The organism is Zunongwangia profunda SM-A87, assembly GCF_000023465.1.
In the GTDB taxonomy this organism is placed as follows: Bacteria; Bacteroidota; Bacteroidia; order Flavobacteriales; family Flavobacteriaceae; genus Zunongwangia; species Zunongwangia profunda.
In genome coordinates, this window is the sequence record NC_014041.1 from 2,521,314 (window position 1) to 2,544,291 (window position 22,978).

Below are 22,978 nucleotides of genomic sequence, written 5' to 3' on the forward strand. Positions count from 1 at the left end.
TTCTAGAAATCATATTGGTTTTGGGTTCTGGCTTTTCTCTTGTCTCCCTCCTTAGATAGCGATTTAAATTCGGTATCCTTATGGAAATTTAAACGCACCGATAAGCCTGCCTGTATTTGCCATCTGGAAGGTGTATCCTTGGCATTGGTAAGTCCTGCAACATCTAATTGTAAATAATCGGTAATCAGGTACGCACCACCGGCTCTAAAAATATCATCGGCATATATATCACCAATAATCGCCTGGTACTCCCCAAAAACAGCAAATTTCGGACTAAAGGCGTGGGTTAGTGTACCTATAAATTCATAATTGGCGTAGGTCTCAGTAAATTTTTCAGCAGTAAAATTCATGACCCAAACCCAAGGTCCCCAGTTATGTTGCGTAATTAAGGTAACTTTAGGTGTATATTTACTTTCTCCTACAAATCTATAAGGATTTTCATCCTGTAGGGTTACATTAGCGCCACCGTATAAAGAAACAGCCGGGATTAATCTTCTCCAGTCAAGCTTTTGATTGGCATCCCAACTTCTAATATTTATTTCTCTGCGGTTATCACCATTCTTATAAGGATCGTAAAGCAATAATTTTGCTCCTATGGTATTAAATGGAAAATTATTCCTTTCGTAAGTTCGATTTTGTCCTCCCTGAAAAATCCTTGTTTCTTCTACCTGGTACCTTCCCTGAATGTTTAATTCTAAAATATCGGTAAGAAGTCCTGCCCTAAGCATATAGTTAGCGCCGTACAGATCGGTATCTGTTTTTCTAAGTTCGTGGGTATCGTTTCCGTAAAAACCGCCTGCCTCCAGTTGGTAAACTCCTGTCCCGACCGCAAAAGCGCCCTGGGACTGTCCTGGTCGGTTTGAATTAATGGTTTCGGTAAATTGGGCGTTACAAATAGCTGAACTAGCTAGTAGTAATAGTACAAAAGCCTTTAGTTTTTGCATGTTTAGTAGGTTTTACTCGATAATCGAGGTTAAATGTTCAGAGGCTTGCTTCGAGATTGTAAAAACGGTTTTTTGATTCATATCTTGTGGGCTTGCCTGGAGTTTCATGATGTTCAAATATAATTGAATTTATTTTTTATTTAAGACACATAGATTCCGATTCTGAACCTTAATTTTTATTTTTGCTAAAATTTAGAGTTTTATGTTTCAGGCAGATTTTTCCGGAGTTATAAAAACGATACTTATTATTTTGTTAGTATACTTCGGTTTCAAAATAATACTTCGATATTTTGGTCCCATGTTGCTAAAATATGCGATGAAAAAGATGGGTAGGAAGTTTGAGCAGCAGTTCAATCAACAATTTAATGGTAGACAGCAAAATGCACAACAAAGAAATACTACCGGGGAGGGTAATGTGAGTATCAATAAAAAACCAAGAAATCGTAGAAAATCAAACAAAGAGGTTGGTGAGTATATCGATTACGAAGAAATTGATTAATTTCGGGATTCTTAAATATGTGCGTTTCCTTTTTCAGGAAGCAAAAAATAATCTGTAAATGGCTAAGTTAAAACAGTTTCTTCCTCATCTTCTGGTTTTTATGGGATTTGTGGCAATCGCTCTTTTTTATTTTAATCCTGTTTTAAAAGGAAAGGAAATTTTCCAAAGTGATATTGTCCAGTACATAGGAATGGCTAAAGAACAATCAGACTTTAGAGCAGAAACTGGCGAAGAACCCTATTGGACGGATGCTGCCTTTGGCGGAATGCCAACCTATCAGCTTGGTGCTTATTATCCACATAATTACATTAAAAAGTTAGATTCAGTTTTACGATTTTTACCCAGACCTGCAGATTATTTATTTCTATATTTTATTGGGTTTTATATCTTGCTCTTATGCTTAAAATTAGATTATAGGCTCGCATTTTTAGGAGCCATTGCCTTTGGTTTTTCCACTTATTTTATCATTATTCTTGGGGTAGGCCATAATGCTAAGGCCCACGCTATTGCTTATATGCCAATGGTTTTAGGAGGAATTATACTCACCTTTAGACAAAAACTGATAGGGGGATTTAGTTTGCTGGCTATTGCTATGGCTTTAGAGATCCAGGCGAATCACTTCCAAATGACGTATTACTTACTTCTCTTAGTCATTATTTTAGGAATCGTTTATCTGATTGATGCCTTTAAAAAGAAAAAGATCCCGCAATATTTTAAAGCCCTGGGAGTGATGATTGTTGCGGTTATTCTAGCTATAGGAACTAATGCAACAAACCTTATAGCAACACAAGAATATACCAGCCATAGTACTAGAGGTGATACCGGTCTAACAATTACACCAAATGGTGACGATAAACCTGAGGCCGGCTTAACCTATGATTATATTACAACGTACAGCTACGGAATTGCAGAAACTCTAGATCTTTTTGTCCCTGGTTTTATGGGAGGTAGCGGTGCAGAGGATGTTGGTGAAGATTCGGCATTATATTCAGAATTACAAAAAATGGGAGTATCTCCCATTCAGGCCAAGAACTTTACTGAAAACGCCCCAACATATTGGGGACAACAGCCTATCGTTGCAGGCCCCGCATATATTGGTGCTACGGTTTTATTTTTATTTATTTTTGCACTATTCTTAATTCGAGGACGATTAAAATGGTGGGTAGTAGGCGGAACTGTACTTACTCTTTTACTTTCCTGGGGAAAGAATTTTGCATTTTTTACTGAATTCTTTATCGATTACGTACCGTTATACAATAAATTTAGAGCGGTTTCTTCTATTCAGGTGATTGTAGAGCTTTGTGTTCCTTTATTGGCGATTGTAGGATTATCCTGCTTGTTTGCTAACAAACATACTAAGGAAGAGAAAATCGAAGCTTTAAAATGGAGTTCGATTATTACTGCGGGATTAGCCCTTGTTTTAATTCTTTTTAATTCGATTTTATTTGATTTTAGTGGATTACGGGACGCACAATTGCGACAACAATTGGGGATGGATCTAATGAATGCTCTTAAAGAAGATCGCCAGTCGATGTTAGTCGCTGATGCTATTCGTAGTTTTATCTTTGTGGCATTAAGTGTATTTTTAATCTGGTTTTATCTTCAGGAAAAAATCTCTAAAAAACTAATCCTTGTTGGTTTTGCAATATTGTTTTTAGCCGATTTGGTTCCAATAGCGAGACGTTATGTAAACGGAGACGATTTTGTAAATGCTCGTAAAATGGAACAGCCCTATCAACCAAATACGGCCGATCAGCAAATTATGCAAGATAGTTCCAGATATCGCGTATTCGATTTTAGCGCTGATCCATTAACAAGTTCCCGAGCCTCATATTTTCATCATAGTATAGGTGGTTATCACGCTGCAAAACCAGGAAGATTACAGGATTTATATGATTTTTATATTTCACAAAATAACATGAAGATTTTAAATATGTTAAATGTGAAATACTTTATTGTGCCTACAGAAAACGGAGTGCAGGCGCAACAAAATCCTGGTGTATACGGCAATGCATGGTTTGTTCGTGATGTTGACTGGGTAGCGGATGCCAATGCCGAAATTTTAAGCTTGAAGGAGGTAGACCTTAAAGATACTGCTGTGATTGATAATCGATTTAAAGACGATATCAAAATGGATTTTGTTTATGACGAAGTTGGTACTATAGAATTGGTAAGTGAACAACCTAATGAATTGGTTTATAAAACCAAAGCTTCCATTAGGCAGCTGGCCGTTTTTTCCGAAATGTACTATCAACCGGGTTGGCAAGCGTATATCGACGGAGAGAAAGCAGCGCATGTGCGTGCAGATTACGTGCTTAGAGCAATGAACATACCACAGGGAGAGCATACGGTGACTTTTAAATTCGAACCTGAAGTAATTCAAACCGGCGGCACAATAGCTTTAGCCAGTACGCTTATTTTGGTGATTTTAATACTTGGGGGATTGGTATTTGCATATCGCAAAGGCATGTAGTATAATAAAGTATCATTATGGCTCTTTTAAACGATCTACTTAATTCCTATGTATGAAATTATGTATGGAATATGATAGTAGACAGAAGCTATAAATCTAAGAGATCTTTTTTGCGTTTTATTGCATGTTAAATTTAGGTTCCATTATAAAAATATTAGAGTGAAAAAAGTGCTGATTATTACGTATTACTGGCCCCCGGCTGGTGGTCCCGGTGTTCAGCGCTGGTTGAAATTCGTTAAATATCTTAGGGATTTTGAGGTAGAGCCGGTGGTTTATATTCCTGAAAATCCCAATTATCCGTTAATCGATAAATCTTTTATAAACGAAGTTCCTAAAGATATCGAGGTCATTCGTCAGCCGATTTTTGAACCCTATAAACTTGCTGCTGTTTTATCTAAAAAGAATACGAAAACTATAAGTTCTGGAATCATCAAGCAAAAGGAAAAGCAGAATTTTATACAGAAACTTATGCTGTTTATTCGTGGCAACTTTTTTATTCCCGATGCTCGTAAGTTTTGGATACAACCTTCCGTAAAATTTCTAAAATCTTATCTGGAAAAGACCAATATCGATACGATAATTACCACCGGACCACCACATAGTTTGCACCTAATAGGCTTAGGGTTAAAAAGGCAACTTCATTTAAGGTGGATTGCCGATTTTCGAGATCCATGGACGCAAATTGGTTATCAAAAGCAATTAAAACTCACTAAATATTCCGCAAAGAAACACCAAAGTTTAGAAAAGCAGGTCTTAAATACAGCAGATCAAATTATTACTACGAGTTTTACCACTAAAAAAGAATTTGCTTTAAAAACAACAAAACCTATAGAAGTTATTACCAATGGTTTTGATTCTGAACTGAATACCGAGTCGAAATTAGACGAGATCTTTAGTATTTCGCATATAGGCTCATTGCTTTCAGGAAGAAATCCTGAATTGCTTTGGAAGGTTTTAGCTGAAATTTCTAAAGAGAATGAAAATTTCCGTAGGGACTTTAAATTGAAATTATACGGGGCGGTAAGTGACGACGTGGTGCAGAGCATCAAAAATGCTGGTTTGGAAAATGAACTGATTTTTGGAGGCTATATCAGTCACAAGGAAGCCATAGCCGTTCAAAAAAAGAGTCAATTGCTATTGTTAATTGAAATTGATTCCGAAGAAACCAAAGGGATCATCGCCGGGAAATTATTTGAATATCTGGCCTCAAAGCGCCCGATCTTAGCCATTGGTCCCAGAGCGTGGGATGTGGCGAAAATTATTGAAGAAACCCATTCTGGAAAAAGTTTTTTATATAATCAGGAAGTAGCTTTAAAGGAATATATTTTAAATTCTTATCAAAGATATCGCGAAAACAAACTACTTCCGGATAGCAAAAATATTGAGGATTATCATCGTAAAAACCTTACAAAACAATTAGCAAAACTAATCGAAAAGTAGTGTATGGGCGTAATTATTAACCAGTCGGTCAAAAACATGCTGACGACCTATGTAGGTTTTGGACTTGGTGCGTTAAACACGCTTTTCTTATATACCTATTTTTTAGATCAGGAGCATTACGGGTTGGTAAGCTTCTTGCTTTCAGCAGCAAATTTAATGTGGCCTTTTATGGCTTTTGGTGTGCATAGTACGATTGTAAAGTTTTTTACCAGTTATAAAACGAAAGAAGAGAAGGATAAGTTATTGAATCTGGCCTTATATCTTCCCTTGGCTATTTCGCTTATTTTAGGGGGTATTGGACATTTTACCTATGAATTTTTACTGAATTATTTTTCTGACGGAAACGAATTGGTAAAACCCTATGTATGGCTCATTTATTTATTAGCGATTGCCACTGCGTACTTTGAAATATTTTTTGCCTGGGCAAAGATCTATTACAAAAGTACTTTCGGCAATTTTATGAAAGAGGTAGTACATCGATTAGGCACGACCATTCTTTTATTCCTGGTCTACTTTGATCTGTTGGAGGTTAATCATTTTATGTATGGAGTAGGTCTGGTATTTCTTATACGGCTTTTGGTAATGGGCGCTTATGCCTTTAAATTGCACAGTCCTACCTTAAAATTCAGTTTTCCATCCAATTTAATTCGGGTATTAAAATATACCGCACTAATTTTAATTGCTGCCTCTGTGGCTACTGCCTTATTGGATTTAGATAAGGTGATGATCGAGTCGTATTTACCTATAGAAAATGTTGCGATATACGGAATTGGCGTTTATATCGCTACCGTAATATCGGTACCCCAAAAAGCGATGCATCAAATTACAAACCCCATAACTGCGGAATATCTAAATACGCGCAATTTTAAAAAGCTAGAGGATCTGTATAAAAAAAGTTCAATCAATTTATCCATTGTTAGTGCTTTAATTTTTATTTTGATCATAACGAATGTCCATATGCTGTATGAACTTATTCCCAAAGAATATTCATTAAGTATATTAATAGTGCTTTTAATTTCACTTGTTAAGCTTTACGATAATATATTAGCGATTAATAATAGCATTCTTTTTAACTCTGATTATTATAGAATTGTTTTAGCGATAGGAGTGCTTCTGGTGATATTAGCTTTTTTATTGAATTTATTTTTTATTCCGCGTTTTGGAATTGAGGGTGCTGCAATAGCCTCTTTTTTGGCATTTTTTATCTATAATACTTCCAAACTTATTTTGGTAGAGCAAAAATTTAAAATGAATCCTTTTACCAAACAAAGCTGGATGCTTTTTGGACTCACTTCAATCTTTTCTATAGTATTTTATTATTGGGAATTTCCTTTCTATCCTATAGTGAGTATTGCACTAAAGGGAGGGATTACTGCAATTTTATATATTTCTACTGTTTATTTTCTAAATCTTTCTGAAGAGATCAATGTAATGATTAGGTCCATTTTAGCTAAAATCAAATAATATTTCAATAAGTAAGGGTAAGAAAATGAAATAGGTTTGGTGAGCTGTAAGCAAGGCTTTTATGATATTCGATTCCTCGTTAAAATATATAGCGTTAATCCTACAGCTGCATGAACTTATAATTAAAAGAAAACCCCCGGGCTTGCGCCGCTGGGGGTTTTCCAACTAACCAACCAAAAAATTAAATTATGAACTCTAATCTCTACTTCTCACATTTCGTGCCGAAGTTTGTGAACGAGTAGATTTTTTGACATTATTATTTGATCTAGAGCTTCTTGCAGAAGTATTTTGACTTCTACCTGGTGCAGTTCTTTTTATCTGCTTACTTTGCTCCGGGCGCGGAGTGTTTATTGTTCTCTGCGTTCTGGTACTATTTTGAGCTCTAGAAGCTCGTTCTCTTTCTATTACCGCTGATTTTTTTTGATTTGCTGTAGTATTTCTAGAGCCGGCCGATGGTCTGTAGGTACTTGTTCTTTGTGTCCTGTTATTTTCGGTGGCCCGAGCATCACTATGGCGTTCAATTGCATTTCTATTCGAAATTCCAGTATTATTTGAAGAACGGCTATTTCTATTTCTAATAACACCACTGTTATTAGAACTTCTTTCGTTTCTTGCCCCAATAATCACATGATCTCTTTTGCTAGAACTAGTTGATCTATCAACAGATCTTCTGCTATTAGCGTGATTAGCATTTCTTGTTCTGGTTGCAACATTGCTTCTACTGGCACTGTTCCTGTTAGAACGTATCTCTCGTTTTTGAGCAACTCTACTGCCACGATTATAACTTCTCACTTTTTGACCCGGTCTGTAAAAATTTTTATAGGTCTTTTGGTGATGGTGTGTATTATAATAGTTAACGTGGTTTACATAAGTTACTCTTGTTGGTTGATAATACGCTCTGTAAGGTCTGTTATAAACAATGCTGAAACTGGCTCTGGGTCTTCTATAATACCTATGCCATGGGCGGTAAACATATCTGCGATTGTAAGCGTTTATATAACCTCTATACCCGGCAATCCTGTGGTAAGGATCATATTGAACAAATAGGTTTCCCACGTTTACCACATATCCATAACGATCGTAATTAATAACAATGTTTCCGGCCTGGGTGATTCTACCGTAGTAATCATAATAAATGGGTACATCCTCAATCTGAATAACTGCACCATAATCATCGTATTGAATGTATGGATCGTAATTATAACCAGAGTTAAAACTGATGTTTACGTTAGGTACAGATATATTAATACTAGATCTTCTAAATGCGGGGTTATAATAAAAATCGAACTCTCCATTTGGATAAACCGAAAATTCAACGCCTCCTTCAATAAAAATAAAGGAATCATCATAGCCATATCTGCTACTTGTTTCATCGGCTTTGGCAATATTTACCAGGCCTAAAAACAATATTGAAAATATTAAGGAAATTTTTTTCATGGCTTTAGTTTTTAAATTGATACTGAAGTAGTAGCTACCTACACCATAGAAGAAACAAAGCGCATGCCAAAAACGAAAAAGGAGCCATTCATAGGCTCCTTAAGGGATTATTTTAAAGTTTGCTAAAACGAGTTAATATGTTGAATTTTAGGTATTTAAAATTTTAATGATTTTATTTTAATTTTGGAGCTAAATATTTAGCAGTATAGGAATCTTTACTCTTTATGATTTGCTCTGGGGTTCCCTGGGTAACAAGATAACCGCCGTTTTCTCCACCTTCAGCTCCCAGGTCTATAACATAATCTGCACATTTAACCAAATCCATATTATGCTCGATTACGATTACGGTATGCCCCTTGTCGATTAATGCATTAAATGATTTTAATAATTTCTGAATATCATGAAAATGAAGCCCTGTGGTAGGTTCATCAAAAATAAATAACGCCTTATCCCTTGTATTTCCCTTTACTAAAAAGGAAGCCAGTTTAATACGCTGGGCTTCTCCTCCAGAAAGTGTGGAAGAACTTTGTCCTAACTGCACATAACCTAAACCAACATCCTGAAGCGGTTGAAGCTTATTGGCAATTTTATCCTCATTATGTTTATCAAAAAAATCGATAGCATCATCGATAGTCATGTTAAGGATGTTATCTATATTTTTGTCTTTGAATTGTACTTCTAGAATTTCTTTTTTAAACCGTTTACCATCGCAAGCTTCACATTGTAAATGAACATCAGCCATAAACTGCATTTCTATGGTCACTTCTCCTTCACCTTTGCACACCTCGCACCGTCCACCATCAACATTAAATGAGAAGTGTTTAGGCTTATAACCTCTTATTTTGGATAATTTTTGAGAAGAAAATAAATTTCTTATATCGTCGTATGCCTTAATATAGGTAACGGGGTTTGATCTTGAAGAGCGACCAATTGGATTCTGGTCAATAAATTCAACCGAACCTAAATTTTTAAAATCGCCTTTAATATCGCTAAACTGTCCAACTTTTTCTCCGTAGCCCCCTAATTGTTTCTGTACTGCCGGGTAAAGTAGTTTTTTAACAAGCGTACTTTTGCCACTACCAGAAACCCCGGTTATGGCCGTGAATATTCCCAGTGGGAACATGACGTCTATGTTTTTAAGATTATTTTCCCGGGCACCAAGAAGGTTAATTTCCCGTGTCCATTTTCTTCGCTTTTTAGGAACTTCTATGCGTTTTTTATTATTTAGATACTGCGAAGTAAGCGAGTCAGATTTTAAGATTTCTTTTAGAGTTCCCGTTGCCACTACATGACCACCATTGGTGCCTGCTTCTGGTCCTATATCTATAATCTCATCGGCTTCTTTCATAATTTCTTCGTCGTGTTCCACGACAATTACAGTATTGCCCAGGTCACGAAGGTTCTTGAGCACACCAATTAGGCGTTCGCCATCCCTGGGATGCAACCCAATAGAAGGTTCGTCTAGAATATACATGGATCCTACAAGGCTACTGCCTAATGAGGTCGCCAGGTTAATACGCTGGGATTCTCCACCAGAAAGGCTATTAGATTTTCTATTTAGGGTAAGATAATCCAGGCCAACTTCAGATAAAAACTGTAAACGGTTATTAATTTCAGTAAGTAAACGTTTCGCGATTTTAGCTTCGTATTCATCTAATTTTAACTCAGCAAAAAAAGCTCTTACTTTATCCAGAGGCTTAACTACAAGCTCTGTAATACTTGATCCGTTAATTTTTACATATTCAGCTTCTTGGCGAAGTCTTTTTCCCTGACATGCCGAACATTTTGTTTTACCACGATAACGAGAAAGCATAACACGATTCTGAATTTTATAGGCTTTACTTTCTAAAAATTCAAAAAACTGATTTAACCCTTCAAAATATTCATTTCCATTCCAAACCAGTTCTTTTTGCTTTGGAGTCAATTCAAAATAAGGCTTGTGCACCGGGAAATCGAATTTATGTGAATTATTTACAAGTTGATCCCGATACCAGCTCATGCTTTCACCCCGCCAGGGATAAATAGCATTGTCGTAGATAGAAAGGCCGGTGTTAGGAATGACTAAATCTTCATCAATACCAATTACATCGCCGTAGCCTTCACATTTAGGACAGGCGCCGTAAGGATTATTAAAACTGAATAGGTGAACGTTAGGCTCCAGAAAATTCATCCCGTCCAATTCAAATTTATTGCTGAAGTGATGTAACTTATTATCAGCGAGTGTTTCGATATAGAGTTCTCCTTTTCCTTCAAAAAAAGCAGCTTCAATAGCATCGGCTAAGCGATTAAAGAAATCTTCATCATCTTTTTTAATCACACGATCTACGACCAAAGAGGTGTTTTCAGGTTTCACTTTACTTAGGTCGGCTTCATCGATCCTTAAAACTTCATCTTTAACTTTTATTCGGCTATATCCCTGTTGTGCCAGAATTTTAATTTTTTCATCTAAATCTCTTCCTTCTTCAACATAAATAGGGGCGAGTAGGAGGAGTTTGGTACGATCTGGAAATTGTTTCACAAAATGAACCACATCGGTCACAGAATCCTTTTTAACTTCTCTCCCTGAAATTGGAGAAAAAGTCCGCCCAATTCTGGCATATAGTAATTTTAGATAGTCATAAATTTCAGTAGAGGTTCCTACGGTAGATCTTGGATTGGTAGAATTTACCTTTTGTTCTATAGCGATTGCCGGGGCAATACCTTTAATATAGTCTACCTTTGGTTTATTAAGCCTTCCCAAGAATTGTCTGGCGTAAGAGGATAAGCTCTCTACATATCTTCGCTGTCCTTCAGCATAAAGTGTATCAAAAGCTAAACTGGATTTTCCAGAGCCGGAAAGACCTGTAATTACCACCAGTTTATTACGTGGAATAACAACATTAATATCTTTAAGATTGTGCAATTTTGCACCTTTAATGATAATATTTTCTTTGGGGTTTACCTTTTCTAAATCTGTATTCATGTTCACTTTCTAGCAATAAGTATGCAAAGGTACTTAATCTAGACCAGTGCAAAAAGCCATTAAAATCCTATAGTATTGTTAAAATTTTAAGCTTTTATTTGTATATCTCAAATTTAGTTTGCTATATTTGGAACCGAACTCAAAAATAAATCTGCCTATAGTACACAGTTACTTTTATATCTAAATAACCTAATCTAAGACAGGGCCTGGCCCTTTAAAAGTAACTGTATGGAAAAAACTAAGGTAACAGATGCCGTTTTGGTTAAAGACTACATTAACGGAAACGAGCTTGCTCTCTCAGAACTTATTCGTCGTCATCAACACAGAATTTACAGTTTCATTTATTCCAAGGTATTTGACAAAGATATTGCTGAAGACATCTTTCAGGACACATTCATCAAAGTCATCAATACATTAAAACGAGGGAAGTATAACGAAGAAGGGAAATTTTTACCCTGGGTAATGCGTATTGCCCACAACCTGGTGATCGATCATTTTAGAAGAAACAAAAGAATGCCCAAATTTGATAATAGTGGCGATTTTAATATTTTTTCTGTATTAAGTGATTCTGGATTAAATGCCGAAAAACAAATTATCAAAGATCAAATTGAAAGCGATTTGCGCGAAGTTATAAGAGAGCTTCCCGAAGATCAGTTAGAGGTTTTAACAATGCGTATTTATAAAGAGATGAGTTTTAAGGAGATTTCGGAACGCACAGGAGTGAGTATCAATACTGCCTTGGGCCGCATGAGATATGCACTTATAAATCTTAGAAAAATAATAGAGAAACATAATTTAGTTTTAACGAATTAAGTTTACAATATTCTAAATTAAGCTACGTTATGTAATCATAACCATCAAATAGTTTAATTAATGAGGAATATTTACTTTGAAAAACCTTCGAAAGAAGAAAAATTACAAGATTTGAAACCTAAAGAAGAAACCATAAAGTTTCTATTAAATTATTCGAAAGCATTAAAAGTTTTGCCTGGTGAGAACGAGGATTTTGAAATGCTTTTAAACTAAAAATTCTGGCCTGCTACTTAGCAGGCCTTTTTATTTTTCTTAAACTCATTTAAAATTAAGGCTATGATATCTTAGTCTAGCTTCGAAATCATAAAAACGTATCCGGTTCATACCTGTGGTCTTGCCCTGAGACTCTAAATTTAGATAGAATTATAAAAATTTTAAAATTTGTTTTTCTATAGTTTTCTTTTATAATCTTAAATTGAGGAAAAAATAAATTATGAAGGATGTAAAACTTGCTATTATTTATTATAGCTCAACCGGTACCAATTATAAACTTTCCAAAGCGGCAGAAGAAGCAGCAAAAGACCTTGGAGTTAAAGAAATTAAATTTCTAAGGGTAGAAGAGACGGTGCCAGAGGAAATCATGAAAACTAATGAAGACTGGATAAAACATTTTAATGATACAAAAGATGTTCCGGTAGCCTCCATAGACGATTTGGAATGGGCAGATGCCATTATTTTTTCAGCGCCTACAAGATACGGAAATTTGCCATCACAATTTAGTAGTTTAATGGATTCTACTGGTCCGTTATGGCAAAAAGGAAAACTTGTGGATAAAGTAGTAAGCGGGATGACCAGTGCAGGAAACCCTCATGGAGGACAAGAGGGTACTTTACTCGCTTTATACAAATCTATGATGCATTGGGGGGCTGTGATTGCTAACCCTGGTTATAGCGATCCCGTGATTTTTGAAACCGGAGGTAATCCTTATGGCTTTAGTACCGTTGGAGGAAGTGATTTATCAGATAAAGATAAACAGGCTATAAAAGCTCAGGTGAAGCGTACAGTGGGCATCGCTGCCAAAATAAAAGCTTAGAACAGCTGATTTAATATAAATAGTAGATAAAAGCTCCAGGATCGGAGCTTTTATCATTTTACTCAATAATCGCGATTTAATGTTTAGATCCCGATCACTACTGAGATGTTTATACCTGGAAATAAAAAGAATTTTCTAATCAAGCTGCATGCGCTTGCCCTAAGATAGTTTACTTCTTCTTTTTAGATAATTTTGTCTCATATTCTTTAATCACCGATTTGCGGCCAATTGTTTTAGTGATAATATCTTTTTCAAGATTCCATCCTCTGGCCGGAGAGTACTGCCTACCGTACCAGATAATTTGTAAATGAAGCTCATTCCAAAGATCTTTAGGAAACAATCGCTTCGCGTCTTTTTCGGTTTGCGCTACGCTTTTTCCATTAGAGAGATTCCAGCGATACATTAAACGATGAATATGTGTATCTACCGGGAAAGCCGGTACATTAAAAGCCTGTGACATCACAACACTCGCAGTTTTATGACCAACAGCGGGTAAGCTTTCTAAAGCTTCAAAATCTGCAGGTACCTGTCCGTTATATTTTTCTAATAAAATTTCAGAAAGACCATGGATCCCTTTCGATTTCATGGGGGATAACCCACAGGGTTTTATAATTTCTCTGATTTCTTCAATAGTTAATTTCACCATTTTTTGTGGAGTATCGGCAACTTCAAATAAAAGCGGTGTAATTTGATTTACCTTAACATCTGTACTTTGGGCAGAAAGCAAAACAGCAATTAAAAGGGTATAAGGATCTTTATGATCTAATGGAATAGGAATTTCAGGATAAATATGTTGTAAAGTGTCAATTACAAATTGCACTTTTTGTTGTTTGTCCATAAAGCTTTAATTTTAAACAAAAATAAGAATTATGACAACATTAAAAACAGGAGATAAAGCCCCAGATTTTGCCGTAGAAGATCAAGACGGAAATTTGATAAAACTTTCAGATTTTAAAGGAAAGAAACTGGTGCTATTTTTCTATCCAAAAGCCAGCACTCCTGGTTGTACAGCAGAAGCCTGTAACCTTCGTGATAACTGGGAAGTTTTTAAAGAAAAAGGCTACGCTATTTTAGGGGTAAGTGCGGATTCTAAACGTAGGCAAACCAATTTTAAAGCTAAAAATGAACTTCCGTTTCCGTTGTTAGCGGACGAAGAAAAAAAAGTGATTAATGCTTATGGCGTTTGGGGTCCTAAAAAATTTATGGGAAAAGAATATGATGGGATTCATCGCACAACTTTTGTGATCGACGAAGAAGGAAAAATAGAAGAGGTAATAGGAAAGGTAAAAACCAAAGACCACGCTGCCCAGATTTTATAATTTTTGGATAAGAATTTTTATTCTAATTATATCAGTCATTTTAAATAAATGCCTGCTGAGATGTAGAATCTTGGCGGGCATTTTTACTTTTCAGAATAAAAGCCCGCTTCCTGAATGGTCGCGATACTGTCGCAATTCTCAACTTTAAATTGAATTGGTTCTTTATGAGTTTCCCCGGAAATAAGGTAAATATTACAAGAGTCTTTATCTGTTATACTTTGGCTAAAATGAACCTCACCGTTTTCGAGAATAGAAGAAATACTACTGGTATCGATATTATTTTCAGTAAAGAATTTCATCGCGTTTTTATCAAAATGTCGTTCTTTAGTACGAATACTTTTCAAAGTTCGTGCATTTGGAAAATAGGAACAACTGGTTTTTTTTCCGCTTAAAAAAAAGATGAGAATGATTATTCCCATAAAAAGTCCTACTGAAAAATATCCAAGACGCTGAAAAATATTCATAAAAAGTAGCTAAAATCGATAGTTATTGTCAGAAAATCAAGAGGTTAATGTCTCGATAGGTGAGATCAAACCAATCTGCAATAGATTTGTTGGTTAAAACTCCGTGGTAAAAATACAAACCATTTCTTAATCCACGGTCAAAACGAAGCGTGTTTTCTAATCCGCCTTCTTCACCAATATGTAACAGATACGGAGTAAAGATATTACTTAACGAAAGTGAGCTTGATCTGGCATAGCGTGAAGGAATATTAGGTACGCAGTAATGGATTACATTATGTTTTGTGAAAATTGGTTTTTCATGACTGGTAATTTCGCTGGTTTCGATGCAACCGCCAACATCAATGCTTACATCGATTGCAACCGCACCACGTTTCATAGATGTAACCATTTCTTCAGTCACTAAAACTGGCGAACGATTATTGCCTCGAACCGCCCCAATAAGTACATCACAACGTTTTAAAGCCTTACTTAAATTTTTTGGCTGGATAGTACTGGTATAAAAAGTTCGACCTAAAGCCGATTGAAGCTTACGTAATTTGGTAATAGAACTATCAAAAACCTTAATATTAGCGCCAAGACCAATAGCAGATCTGGCGGCAAAATGGCCTACCGTACCTGCTCCCAGAATAACGACTTCTACCGGAGGTACGCCACTAATATTGCCAAATAATAGTCCGTTTCCATCACCGTTATTACTCATGATTTCTGATGCGATAAGTACAGAGGCCGTTCCGGTGATTTCACTTAAAGCCCGAACAATAGGGTAACTACCATCATCATCTTTAATAAATTCAAATCCAAGCGCAGTAATTCTTTTGGAAGCCAGTTTTTGAAAATAAGATTTGCTTTGTGTTTTAATCTGCAGGGCAGAGATCAAAATTGTTTGTGGGTTCATCATCTCCAATTCTGAGATGGATGGTGGTTCTACCTTTAAAATCGTGGGACAGGAAAATACTTTTTGGGTGTCTTTAGTCACCTCTGCACCGGCATCTGAATAATCCTTATCACTAAAATTAGCATAGTTTCCTGCACCCGACTCGATCATTACACGATGACCATGGGCGGTAATGGCTCCTACAGCATCAGGACTTAAACAAATTCGTTTTTCCTGATAAGATGTTTCTTTAGGAATACCTATAAAAAGTTCTCCTTTATTTTTATAAATCTCAAGTTTTTCTTCCTGAGGAATAAGCTCTTCTTTGGTAAAAGGAGAAACCTGTTTGGTCATAATGATCTTTTCAGCTGATTAGAAAAGTTAAATTACAATTATTTTTTGGAAAGGGGTAAAGAGATTTTCTAAAGTTTAGCGTAATAATCTTCTTCGGTGCTTTCAGATTTTTTAAGCTCTTCCATTTCTTCAAGATCTTTTTCAGAAACCGGCGAGAATACCGAAATTTTGGTCTCTTCAATTTCACTTAAATCGATTCCGTAAATTTTATCGAAAATTTTAATTCTAACCAGATAAACAATCGATATTATGATAATAAAAAATGGTGCTAAATATATAAGCTGATTGGTATCCATTGGATCGATGTTTAGATACATATCCTGATAGATCGCAGTAATTAACTGGTAGGCGTACATGATCGTAGGAACTAAAATCACATGATACCACCAATGTTTACAGGTAAAAAACCAGATCAATAGAAGAATTAATGGTGTAATTTTACCAAAGTAAGTCCACATAGCAGTCATAACATTTTCATAGTAGTTACTTTTGTATGTAAACAACGAATTTTCCCAAACAGGTCCGTCTGGGAAAATTTCGTATATATAAAATAAATATGGTGAAAATGCTATAATAATAGCTATTATACTACCCGTTAACAGGAATTTTGATCGTTGATCTATCAACCGCTTGTTTTTTGATTGGGTCTTTTGCATGATCGTTATCTGTTGTTGAAGTTACGAAAAAAGATGCTCCAAAAATTGCTGCTCCGAATAATAATGCTTTTAGTTTCATAATTGTAGGTTTTTTGTTCTTATTATTTTTTAAATCGTATTTCGTTTTGTTTTCTGATACAAACCTACTACGAGATAACCTACTAATGGTAAATACATTAATTGTACTTTTGCAGCTTCTTAGAAAATCTTCTTAATTTTCGTAAATTTTTTACTATTGCTTATTGTTTTAACTCTTATGCTTAAAAAAAATAAATTATTAATTACATAAAGCTTGAAATTATTAGCAAAATTACAAAAAATTAAGGCTCATAAAATCATTTTTATTCCTCAAAATTTAATGATCTTCACATTTTTTTAACTAAAATTTAACAATCTGGTTTCTGCATCTTTTTTCTTTACTTCTAATTTTTGATGATCTGCAGGAATTAAATTTTGAATTTTCTGAGGCCATTCTATAAATTTCCATCCAGATTGTTCTAAATAATCTTCAAAGCCTATATCATAAGCTTCATTTTCATCCTCAATCCGATAAAAATCAAAATGAAAAATCTTATCATCGTCAGTTTCATATTCATTGACTAAAGAAAATGTAGGGCTTACTACCTGATCTTGACTATTCAATTTTTTAACGAGGTTTTTTATAAGGGTTGTTTTTCCGGCACCCATTTCTCCGTAGAAAAGAATTGTTTTACTTTGCGCATGTTCTAAAATGAATGAAATGGCATCATCGATATTCGATAAACGGTACTCAAACTCCATGATTGGCAAAAATTTTAGATTGTAAAGATACCAAAAAAAACCTAATATCTCTATTAGGTTTATTTACAGTGCTTTATATTGTTTTTAATGAAAGAAAATTCTTTCATATATTTTTATTTCGGAGACAGGACGCTAAAAGGAATGATCATTTCTTCTAAGGACACCCCTCCATGTTGGTAGGTGTTTCTATAATAACTAACATAATGGTTATAGTTATTAGGATAAGCAAAGAAAAGATCACCTTTAGCAAATATAAACGAGCTGCTCATATTTATAGTAGGTAGATGCAGTGATTTAGGCTTTGTGGCGGCCAGTACATCTTTCTTTTCGTAGGTTAGGCTTTTTCCCGTTTTATAGCGAAGGTTTAAACTGGTATTTTTATCCCCTATTACTTTACTCGGGTTTTTTACATTTATAGTACCATGATCTGTGGTGATAATCAATTTAAATCCTAATTGCTGCGCCTGTTGAATTATTTCTAATAGCGGCGAGTTTTTAAACCAGCTTTCTGTAAGGGAGCGATATGATTTATCACTAGATGCTAATTCTTTAATCACCTCCATTTCTGTTTTGGAGTGCGAAAGCATATCTACAAAGTTATATACTACGACTGTTAGATCATTATTCTTTTGAGTTTTGAAGTTTTCTACCAGTTTTTTTCCAGCCTTTAGGTTGCTTATCTTATGATATTCGTGTTTAATTTCTTTACCTAATCTTTTTAGTTGTTCCGCTAAAAATTCAGCTTCAAAGTTGTTTTTTCCACCTTCATCCGTATCATTTTTCCAGTATTGTGGATAAAGTTTTTCCATCTCACTTGGCATTAGTCCAGAAAAAATCGCATTACGCGCATATTGCGTGGCTGTTGGCAAAATACTACAAAATGGCTCTTCCTTTTCTTTTTTATAATAATTAGATACAATAGGCTCGAATGCTTTCCACTGATCATAGCGTAAATTGTCTATAACCACTAATAAAGTAGGCTGCTCTTTGCTGATTTCAGGTAAAATTTTTCTTTTAAACAGGGTATGGGACATGGTTGGAGCAGTGGCACCATCCTCAAACCACTCTGGATAGTTTTTATCGATAAACTTACAAAACTGGCTATTGGCCTCTTGCTTTTGGGTTTCCAATATTTCAAACATACTACTGTCCTCTATATTTTCCAGTTGCAGCTCCCAATAGATGAGCCGCTGGTACATTTCGGTCCAGTCTTCATAGGTGCTAACATTCATCAAATCCATAGCGATTTTTCGAAATTCCTGCTGATAATTTGATGTTGTTTTTTCAGAAATCAACCTGGAGTGATCTAAATTCTTTTTAATCGATAGCAGGATCTGATTTGGATTTACAGGTTTAATAAGGTAGTCTGCAATCTTAGAGCCTATGGCTTCTTCCATAATATACTCCTCTTCACTTTTAGTGATCATCACTATAGGAATATTGGCCTGTTTTTCTTTAATTTCAGAAAGGGTTTCCAAACCGGTCAAACCAGGCATATTTTCATCTAAGAAAACAATGTCGAATCGTTCTTCATCTATTTTTTCGATCGCCTCTGTTCCACTTTGGCAGGTAGAGACCTCGTAGTTTTTAGATTCAAGGAATAGAATATGTGGTTTTAAAAGGTCGATCTCATCGTCTACCCATAATATTTTGATTGTATTCATGTTCGGTTAAATTTATAAGCCGGTTAAAAATTTATATTTTTAGTGAAAATTGATTCTTTTGAATAATACATGATTCAAAAGCCAATCAATGTTTACATTTGTTCTATCATTAATTTAATAAAGCTTGGCTTCAAAAAACAAACTCAAGATATTAAACGACCCAATTTACGGATTTATTACCATACCTAGTCAGCGTATCTTTAACATAATCGAACATCCGTACTTTCAAAGATTACGAAGAATTTCACAAATGGGATTATCGTATTTAGTTTATCCGGGTGCTCATCATACAAGATTTCAACATGCCATTGGCTGCGTTCATTTAATGCAAAAAGCAGTGCGAGTACTTCGGTTTAAGGGAGTTGAGATTAGTACAGATGAAGAAGAAGCCCTGCAAATAGCTATATTATTACATGATATAGGGCATGGTCCTTTTTCCCATGCTATGGAACATAGCATTGTAGAAGGCGTGGATCATGAGTCTATTTCACTTCTTTTTATGAAGGAATTGAATGCTGTTTTTAACCAAAGTTTAACGCTGGCTATCCAGATATTTACCGGTGAATATCCTCGAAGGTTCATGCACCAGCTTATCACAAGCCAGCTAGACATGGATAGGCTAGATTATTTAAAGCGAGATAGTTTTTATACCGGTACAACCGAGGGGAATATCAATAGCGATCGATTAATTATCATGCTGAATGTAGTAAATAATGAGCTGGTTATTGAAGAAAAAGCCATTTATTCAGTAGAAAAATTTCTGGTAGCCAGAAGATTAATGTACTGGCAGGTATATTTGCATAAAACCAGTATGGTTGCAGAGCAGCTTTTAATTCGGGTTTTAAAAAGAGCAAAAGAGTTGATTGCTAGTGGTACTAACTTAAATGCAAGTAAGGCTTTAAGTTATTTTCTATATAATAAGGTAACAGAAGAAAGTTTTGATACAAGAACCCTAAGTGTTTTTTCCTGTCTTGATGATTATGATATAGTTTTGGCGATGAAAGAATGGGCTAATCACGACGATTATGTATTAAGCAACTTGTGCAAGATGGTAATTAACCGTGACCTGTTAAAGGTGAAGATAAAAAAGAAAAAACCCGCAAAAGCTAAGATCGAAAAACATATTGAGCAGCTAAAACAAAAACATGGTTTAAGCGATAAAGAAGCCTCATATTTTGTTTTTACAGGAGAAATAGCTAATCTCGCCTATACCCGTGAAAAGAATAATATTAATATTCTTCATAAAAACGGGAAGATAAACGATGTGATAAAGGTTTCAGACCAGTTAAATTTAAAAGCATTATCTAAAACGGTGACTAAATATTATATCTGTTATCCCAAGTCTAAACATTAACGCATTTTTTTTACTTTTGCCAGAATGAAATTTAAAGCATCACAAATAGCCGAAATTCTCGAAGGGACAATCGTAGGTAATCCCGATGCAGAGGTTTCAGAATTGGCTAAGATTGAAGAAGGAAAAGATGGATCGCTTACCTTTTTAAGCAATCCAAAATATACTTCCTATATATATAGTACCAAAGCATCAATCACTATAGTAAACGATAGTTTTGAAGCAGATCAAACTGTAAGTACTACCTTGATTAAAGTAAAAGACGCTTATAAAGCATTTTCTACGTTATTAGAATATTATAATCAGGTAAAACTTCGTAAAAGTGGGATAGAGCAACCAAGCTATATTTCTGCAACAGCAAAGTATGGGGAAGATGTTTATCTTGGCGCTTTTACTTATTTAGGAGAAAATGTAAAAATTGGTAAAAACGTAAAGATTTATCCCTATGCCTACGTTGGTGATAATACGGTAATTGGAGATAACTCTACGCTTTTTGCTGGTGTAAAGGTATATTCTGAAACTGTTATCGGTAAAAATGTGACGCTACATGGAGGTGCTATTGTTGGAGCCGATGGTTTTGGCTTTAGTCCTAACGAAAAAGGAGAATACACAAAAGTACCACAAATAGGAAATGTGATTATTGAAGATGATGTAGATGTAGGAGCAGGTACCACAATAGATAGAGCGACTCTAGGGTCTACCATTATTAGAAAAGGTGTGAAATTAGACAATCATATCCAGATCGCTCATAATGTAGAAATTGGTGATAATACGGTAATAGCTGCTCAAACAGGAGTTGCAGGTTCTACAAAGATTGGAAAAAACTGTATTATAGGTGGCCAGGTAGGGATTGTTGGTCATATTACGATAGGTGACCGGGTAAAAATTCAGGCACAAAGTGGCATCGGAAGAAATGTAAAGGATGATGAAGTATTGCAGGGATCACCCGCTATAGGATATTCAGATTATAATAAATCTTTTATTCATTTTAAGAACTTACCAAAAACTGTTGATTTATTGCATCAGTTAGATAAAAAAGTAAATAAGAATGGCTGAAAAAGTATTGAAGCAGCAAACTATTCAGAATGAAGTTTCCTTAGACGGAGTAGGACTTCATACGGGGAAACAAGTAAAACTTACCTTTAAACCAGCTCCAGAAAATACGGGTTATGTTTTTAAACGTGTAGATCTTGAAGGGGCACCTATTATCGAAGCCGACGTTAGCTATGTTACCGATACCAAAAGAGGTACTAACCTTGAGAAAAACGGAGTTAAGATTCAAACTTCAGAGCACGTTTTAGCCGCATGCGTAGGTTTAGAAATCGATAATATTATTATTGAATTAAATGCATCAGAACCACCAATTATGGATGGTTCTTCAAAGTATTTTGTTGAGGCATTAGAAGAAGCTGGGATTAAGGAGCAGGAAGCAGACAAAGAAGAATATGTGATCAACGAAGTAATTTGCTATCGGGACGAGGATTCTGGTAGCGAGATCGTTGTCATGCCGGCAGATACGTATAAGGTGACCACTATGGTTGATTTTGGCACCAAGGTTTTAGGAACTCAAAATGCTTCCATAGAACATGTTTCAGAATTTAAAGATAATATTGCCAACTCCAGAACGTTTAGTTTTTTACATGAAATAGAAGCACTTTTAGAACACGGACTTATAAAAGGTGGTGATCTAAACAATGCTATTGTTTATGTAGATAAAGAGATTGGGGAGGAAACTTTAAAAAAGTTAAGGGTAGCTTTTAACCGGGATGAGATTTCTGTAAAACCAAACGGAATTTTAGATAACCTTACTTTACATTATCCCAACGAAGCTGCAAGACATAAATTATTAGATGTTTTAGGTGATCTTGCTCTTATAGGAACCCGAATTAGAGGAAAGGTAATTGCCACTAAACCGGGCCACTATGTAAATACTGAATTTGCTAAAAAATTAGCTAAATTCATTAAGGAAGAAAAGCGTAATAAAGTGCCAAAAATCGATTTGAGCGCAAAACCTATAATGGATGTAAATGCTATTATGGAAACACTTCCTCACCGTTCTCCTTTCTTACTGGTAGATAAAATTTATGAGCTTACAGATTCTACCGTCGTAGGAGTTAAGAATGTAACTATGAATGAGCCATTTTTTGTAGGACATTTTCCAGGTAAACCTGTGATGCCTGGGGTACTACAGGTAGAGGCAATGGCGCAAACCGGCGGGATTTTGGCCTTAAAATCTGTACCAGATCCAGAAAACTATCTTACCTATTTTATGAAAATAGATAATGTACGGTTTAAACAACAAGTGGTACCAGGGGATACCTTAATATTTAAATTAGAACTTTTAGCGCCTATTAGAAGGGGGATATGCCAAATGCAGGCTTATGCTTATGTAAACGGAAAATTGGCAACAGAAGCAGTGCTTATGGCACAAATTGTAAAATCAAAATAACA

At 35.3% G+C, this 22,978-nt stretch carries 21 protein-coding genes; 11 read left to right on the top strand and 10 right to left on the bottom strand.

All coding sequences use genetic code 11. The features are described 5' to 3' along the window. Window positions 1–2: 2 nt before the first annotated feature. Window positions 3–944 carry a transporter gene (locus ZPR_RS11150; protein ID WP_013071770.1) on the bottom strand — a complete coding sequence of 314 codons (942 nt, stop codon included), beginning with the start codon at window positions 942–944 and terminating at the stop codon, window positions 3–5. Between the two features lie 202 nt (window positions 945–1,146). On the opposite strand from ZPR_RS11150, the gene ZPR_RS11155 reads away from it, so the two are divergent. From ZPR_RS11155 to ZPR_RS11170, 4 genes are all read left to right on the top strand, one after another. Then, complete coding sequence (locus ZPR_RS11155; RefSeq protein ID WP_041578861.1) at window positions 1,147–1,443, top strand: DUF4834 family protein; 297 nt, start codon at window positions 1,147–1,149, stop codon at window positions 1,441–1,443. A gap of 58 nt (window positions 1,444–1,501) precedes the next feature. Further along, complete coding sequence (locus ZPR_RS11160; RefSeq protein WP_041578862.1) at window positions 1,502–3,916, top strand: membrane protein; 2,415 nt, start codon at window positions 1,502–1,504, stop codon at window positions 3,914–3,916. 159 nt (window positions 3,917–4,075) lie between these two features. After that, on the top strand, window positions 4,076–5,356 hold the full coding sequence (locus tag ZPR_RS11165) for a glycosyltransferase (protein WP_013071773.1): 1,281 nt from the start codon (window positions 4,076–4,078) through the stop codon (window positions 5,354–5,356). 3 nt (window positions 5,357–5,359) lie between these two features. Next, on the top strand, window positions 5,360–6,820 hold the full coding sequence (locus tag ZPR_RS11170; protein WP_013071774.1) for an oligosaccharide flippase family protein: 1,461 nt from the start codon (window positions 5,360–5,362) through the stop codon (window positions 6,818–6,820). Window positions 6,821–7,015: 195 nt separating this feature from the next. Here the strand turns inward: ZPR_RS11170 and ZPR_RS11175 are convergent, their stop codons facing one another. After that, the gene (locus ZPR_RS11175; RefSeq protein WP_013071775.1) at window positions 7,016–8,257 is read right to left on the bottom strand and encodes a hypothetical protein; all 1,242 of its coding nucleotides are present in this window, start codon (window positions 8,255–8,257) and stop codon (window positions 7,016–7,018) included. A gap of 172 nt (window positions 8,258–8,429) precedes the next feature. Further along, window positions 8,430–11,219: an excinuclease ABC subunit UvrA gene (gene uvrA / locus ZPR_RS11180; RefSeq protein ID WP_013071776.1), complete on the bottom strand. Its 2,790-nt coding sequence runs from the start codon at window positions 11,217–11,219 to the stop codon at window positions 8,430–8,432. Window positions 11,220–11,447: 228 nt separating this feature from the next. Here uvrA and ZPR_RS11185 point away from each other — a divergent pair, with 228 nt between their 5' ends. From ZPR_RS11185 to wrbA, 3 genes are all read left to right on the top strand, one after another. Then, on the top strand, window positions 11,448–12,032 hold the full coding sequence (locus tag ZPR_RS11185) for an RNA polymerase sigma factor (protein WP_013071777.1): 585 nt from the start codon (window positions 11,448–11,450) through the stop codon (window positions 12,030–12,032). 60 nt (window positions 12,033–12,092) lie between these two features. Next, the gene (locus ZPR_RS23410; RefSeq protein WP_013071778.1) at window positions 12,093–12,245 is read left to right on the top strand and encodes a hypothetical protein; all 153 of its coding nucleotides are present in this window, start codon (window positions 12,093–12,095) and stop codon (window positions 12,243–12,245) included. Window positions 12,246–12,465: 220 nt separating this feature from the next. Beyond that, complete coding sequence (gene wrbA / locus ZPR_RS11190) at window positions 12,466–13,065, top strand: NAD(P)H:quinone oxidoreductase (protein WP_013071779.1); 600 nt, start codon at window positions 12,466–12,468, stop codon at window positions 13,063–13,065. Window positions 13,066–13,234: 169 nt separating this feature from the next. On the opposite strand, the gene ZPR_RS11195 is transcribed toward wrbA, so the two are convergent. After that, on the bottom strand, window positions 13,235–13,903 hold the full coding sequence (locus ZPR_RS11195) for an endonuclease III domain-containing protein (RefSeq protein WP_013071780.1): 669 nt from the start codon (window positions 13,901–13,903) through the stop codon (window positions 13,235–13,237). 31 nt (window positions 13,904–13,934) lie between these two features. Here ZPR_RS11195 and bcp point away from each other — a divergent pair, with 31 nt between their 5' ends. Continuing rightward, window positions 13,935–14,384, top strand: coding sequence for a thioredoxin-dependent thiol peroxidase (gene bcp, locus ZPR_RS11200; RefSeq protein WP_013071781.1), 450 nt, complete (start codon window positions 13,935–13,937; stop codon window positions 14,382–14,384). Between the two features lie 83 nt (window positions 14,385–14,467). Here bcp and ZPR_RS11205 read toward each other — a convergent pair whose 3' ends face one another. The 6 genes from ZPR_RS11205 to porX all read right to left on the bottom strand — a co-directional run bounded on the left by ZPR_RS11205 (window position 14,468) and on the right by porX (window position 19,176). Further along, window positions 14,468–14,848, bottom strand: coding sequence for a DUF4258 domain-containing protein (locus tag ZPR_RS11205; RefSeq protein WP_013071782.1), 381 nt, complete (start codon window positions 14,846–14,848; stop codon window positions 14,468–14,470). Window positions 14,849–14,876: 28 nt separating this feature from the next. Continuing rightward, window positions 14,877–16,076 carry an alanine dehydrogenase gene (locus tag ZPR_RS11210; protein ID WP_013071783.1) on the bottom strand — a complete coding sequence of 400 codons (1,200 nt, stop codon included), beginning with the start codon at window positions 16,074–16,076 and terminating at the stop codon, window positions 14,877–14,879. Between the two features lie 68 nt (window positions 16,077–16,144). Further along, window positions 16,145–16,534 (bottom strand): hypothetical protein, encoded by a 390-nt coding sequence (locus ZPR_RS11215; RefSeq protein ID WP_013071784.1) that lies wholly within the window; start codon window positions 16,532–16,534, stop codon window positions 16,145–16,147. Window positions 16,535–16,664: 130 nt separating this feature from the next. After that, window positions 16,665–16,811 carry a hypothetical protein gene (locus ZPR_RS23415; protein ID WP_013071785.1) on the bottom strand — a complete coding sequence of 49 codons (147 nt, stop codon included), beginning with the start codon at window positions 16,809–16,811 and terminating at the stop codon, window positions 16,665–16,667. A 296-nt stretch (window positions 16,812–17,107) separates the two neighbouring features. Next, window positions 17,108–17,512 (bottom strand): tRNA (adenosine(37)-N6)-threonylcarbamoyltransferase complex ATPase subunit type 1 TsaE, encoded by a 405-nt coding sequence (gene tsaE, locus ZPR_RS11220; RefSeq protein WP_013071786.1) that lies wholly within the window; start codon window positions 17,510–17,512, stop codon window positions 17,108–17,110. A 113-nt stretch (window positions 17,513–17,625) separates the two neighbouring features. Beyond that, window positions 17,626–19,176 (bottom strand): T9SS response regulator signal transducer PorX, encoded by a 1,551-nt coding sequence (porX, locus tag ZPR_RS11225; RefSeq protein ID WP_013071787.1) that lies wholly within the window; start codon window positions 19,174–19,176, stop codon window positions 17,626–17,628. Window positions 19,177–19,300: 124 nt separating this feature from the next. Between porX and ZPR_RS11230 the strand changes: the two genes are divergently transcribed. The 3 genes from ZPR_RS11230 to ZPR_RS11240 are packed head-to-tail and all read left to right on the top strand — an operon-like array spanning window position 19,301 to window position 22,976. Then, window positions 19,301–20,530 (top strand): HD domain-containing protein, encoded by a 1,230-nt coding sequence (locus tag ZPR_RS11230; RefSeq protein ID WP_041578864.1) that lies wholly within the window; start codon window positions 19,301–19,303, stop codon window positions 20,528–20,530. A 24-nt stretch (window positions 20,531–20,554) separates the two neighbouring features. Beyond that, a complete protein-coding gene (gene lpxD / locus ZPR_RS11235) occupies window positions 20,555–21,583 on the top strand; it encodes a UDP-3-O-(3-hydroxymyristoyl)glucosamine N-acyltransferase (protein ID WP_013071789.1) in 1,029 nt (342 codons plus the stop codon). After that, window positions 21,576–22,976: a bifunctional UDP-3-O-[3-hydroxymyristoyl] N-acetylglucosamine deacetylase/3-hydroxyacyl-ACP dehydratase gene (locus ZPR_RS11240; RefSeq protein WP_013071790.1), complete on the top strand. Its 1,401-nt coding sequence runs from the start codon at window positions 21,576–21,578 to the stop codon at window positions 22,974–22,976. Before lpxD ends, ZPR_RS11240 begins: the two co-directional genes overlap by 8 nt. Window positions 22,977–22,978: the final 2 nt, after the last annotated feature.

Excerpts from the sequence above, each read along its gene's own strand:
- ZPR_RS11150 (WP_013071770.1), bottom strand. The coding sequence starts at position 944 with ATGCAAAAACTAAAGGCTTTTGTACTATTACTACTAGCTAGTTCAGCT.
- ZPR_RS11155 (WP_041578861.1), top strand. The coding sequence starts at position 1,147 with ATGTTTCAGGCAGATTTTTCCGGAGTTATAAAAACGATACTTATTATT.
- ZPR_RS11160 (WP_041578862.1), top strand. The coding sequence starts at position 1,502 with ATGGCTAAGTTAAAACAGTTTCTTCCTCATCTTCTGGTTTTTATGGGA.
- ZPR_RS11170 (WP_013071774.1), top strand. The coding sequence starts at position 5,360 with ATGGGCGTAATTATTAACCAGTCGGTCAAAAACATGCTGACGACCTAT.
- ZPR_RS11175 (WP_013071775.1), bottom strand. The coding sequence starts at position 8,257 with ATGAAAAAAATTTCCTTAATATTTTCAATATTGTTTTTAGGCCTGGTA.
- uvrA (WP_013071776.1), bottom strand. The coding sequence starts at position 11,219 with ATGAATACAGATTTAGAAAAGGTAAACCCCAAAGAAAATATTATCATT.
- ZPR_RS11185 (WP_013071777.1), top strand. The coding sequence starts at position 11,448 with ATGGAAAAAACTAAGGTAACAGATGCCGTTTTGGTTAAAGACTACATT.
- ZPR_RS23410 (WP_013071778.1), top strand. The coding sequence starts at position 12,093 with ATGAGGAATATTTACTTTGAAAAACCTTCGAAAGAAGAAAAATTACAA.
- wrbA (WP_013071779.1), top strand. The coding sequence starts at position 12,466 with ATGAAGGATGTAAAACTTGCTATTATTTATTATAGCTCAACCGGTACC.
- ZPR_RS11195 (WP_013071780.1), bottom strand. The coding sequence starts at position 13,903 with ATGGACAAACAACAAAAAGTGCAATTTGTAATTGACACTTTACAACAT.
- bcp (WP_013071781.1), top strand. The coding sequence starts at position 13,935 with ATGACAACATTAAAAACAGGAGATAAAGCCCCAGATTTTGCCGTAGAA.
- ZPR_RS11205 (WP_013071782.1), bottom strand. The coding sequence starts at position 14,848 with ATGAATATTTTTCAGCGTCTTGGATATTTTTCAGTAGGACTTTTTATG.
- ZPR_RS11210 (WP_013071783.1), bottom strand. The coding sequence starts at position 16,076 with ATGACCAAACAGGTTTCTCCTTTTACCAAAGAAGAGCTTATTCCTCAG.
- ZPR_RS11215 (WP_013071784.1), bottom strand. The coding sequence starts at position 16,534 with ATGTGGACTTACTTTGGTAAAATTACACCATTAATTCTTCTATTGATC.
- ZPR_RS23415 (WP_013071785.1), bottom strand. The coding sequence starts at position 16,811 with ATGAAACTAAAAGCATTATTATTCGGAGCAGCAATTTTTGGAGCATCT.
- tsaE (WP_013071786.1), bottom strand. The coding sequence starts at position 17,512 with ATGGAGTTTGAGTACCGTTTATCGAATATCGATGATGCCATTTCATTC.
- porX (WP_013071787.1), bottom strand. The coding sequence starts at position 19,176 with ATGAATACAATCAAAATATTATGGGTAGACGATGAGATCGACCTTTTA.
- lpxD (WP_013071789.1), top strand. The coding sequence starts at position 20,555 with ATGAAATTTAAAGCATCACAAATAGCCGAAATTCTCGAAGGGACAATC.
- ZPR_RS11240 (WP_013071790.1), top strand. The coding sequence starts at position 21,576 with ATGGCTGAAAAAGTATTGAAGCAGCAAACTATTCAGAATGAAGTTTCC.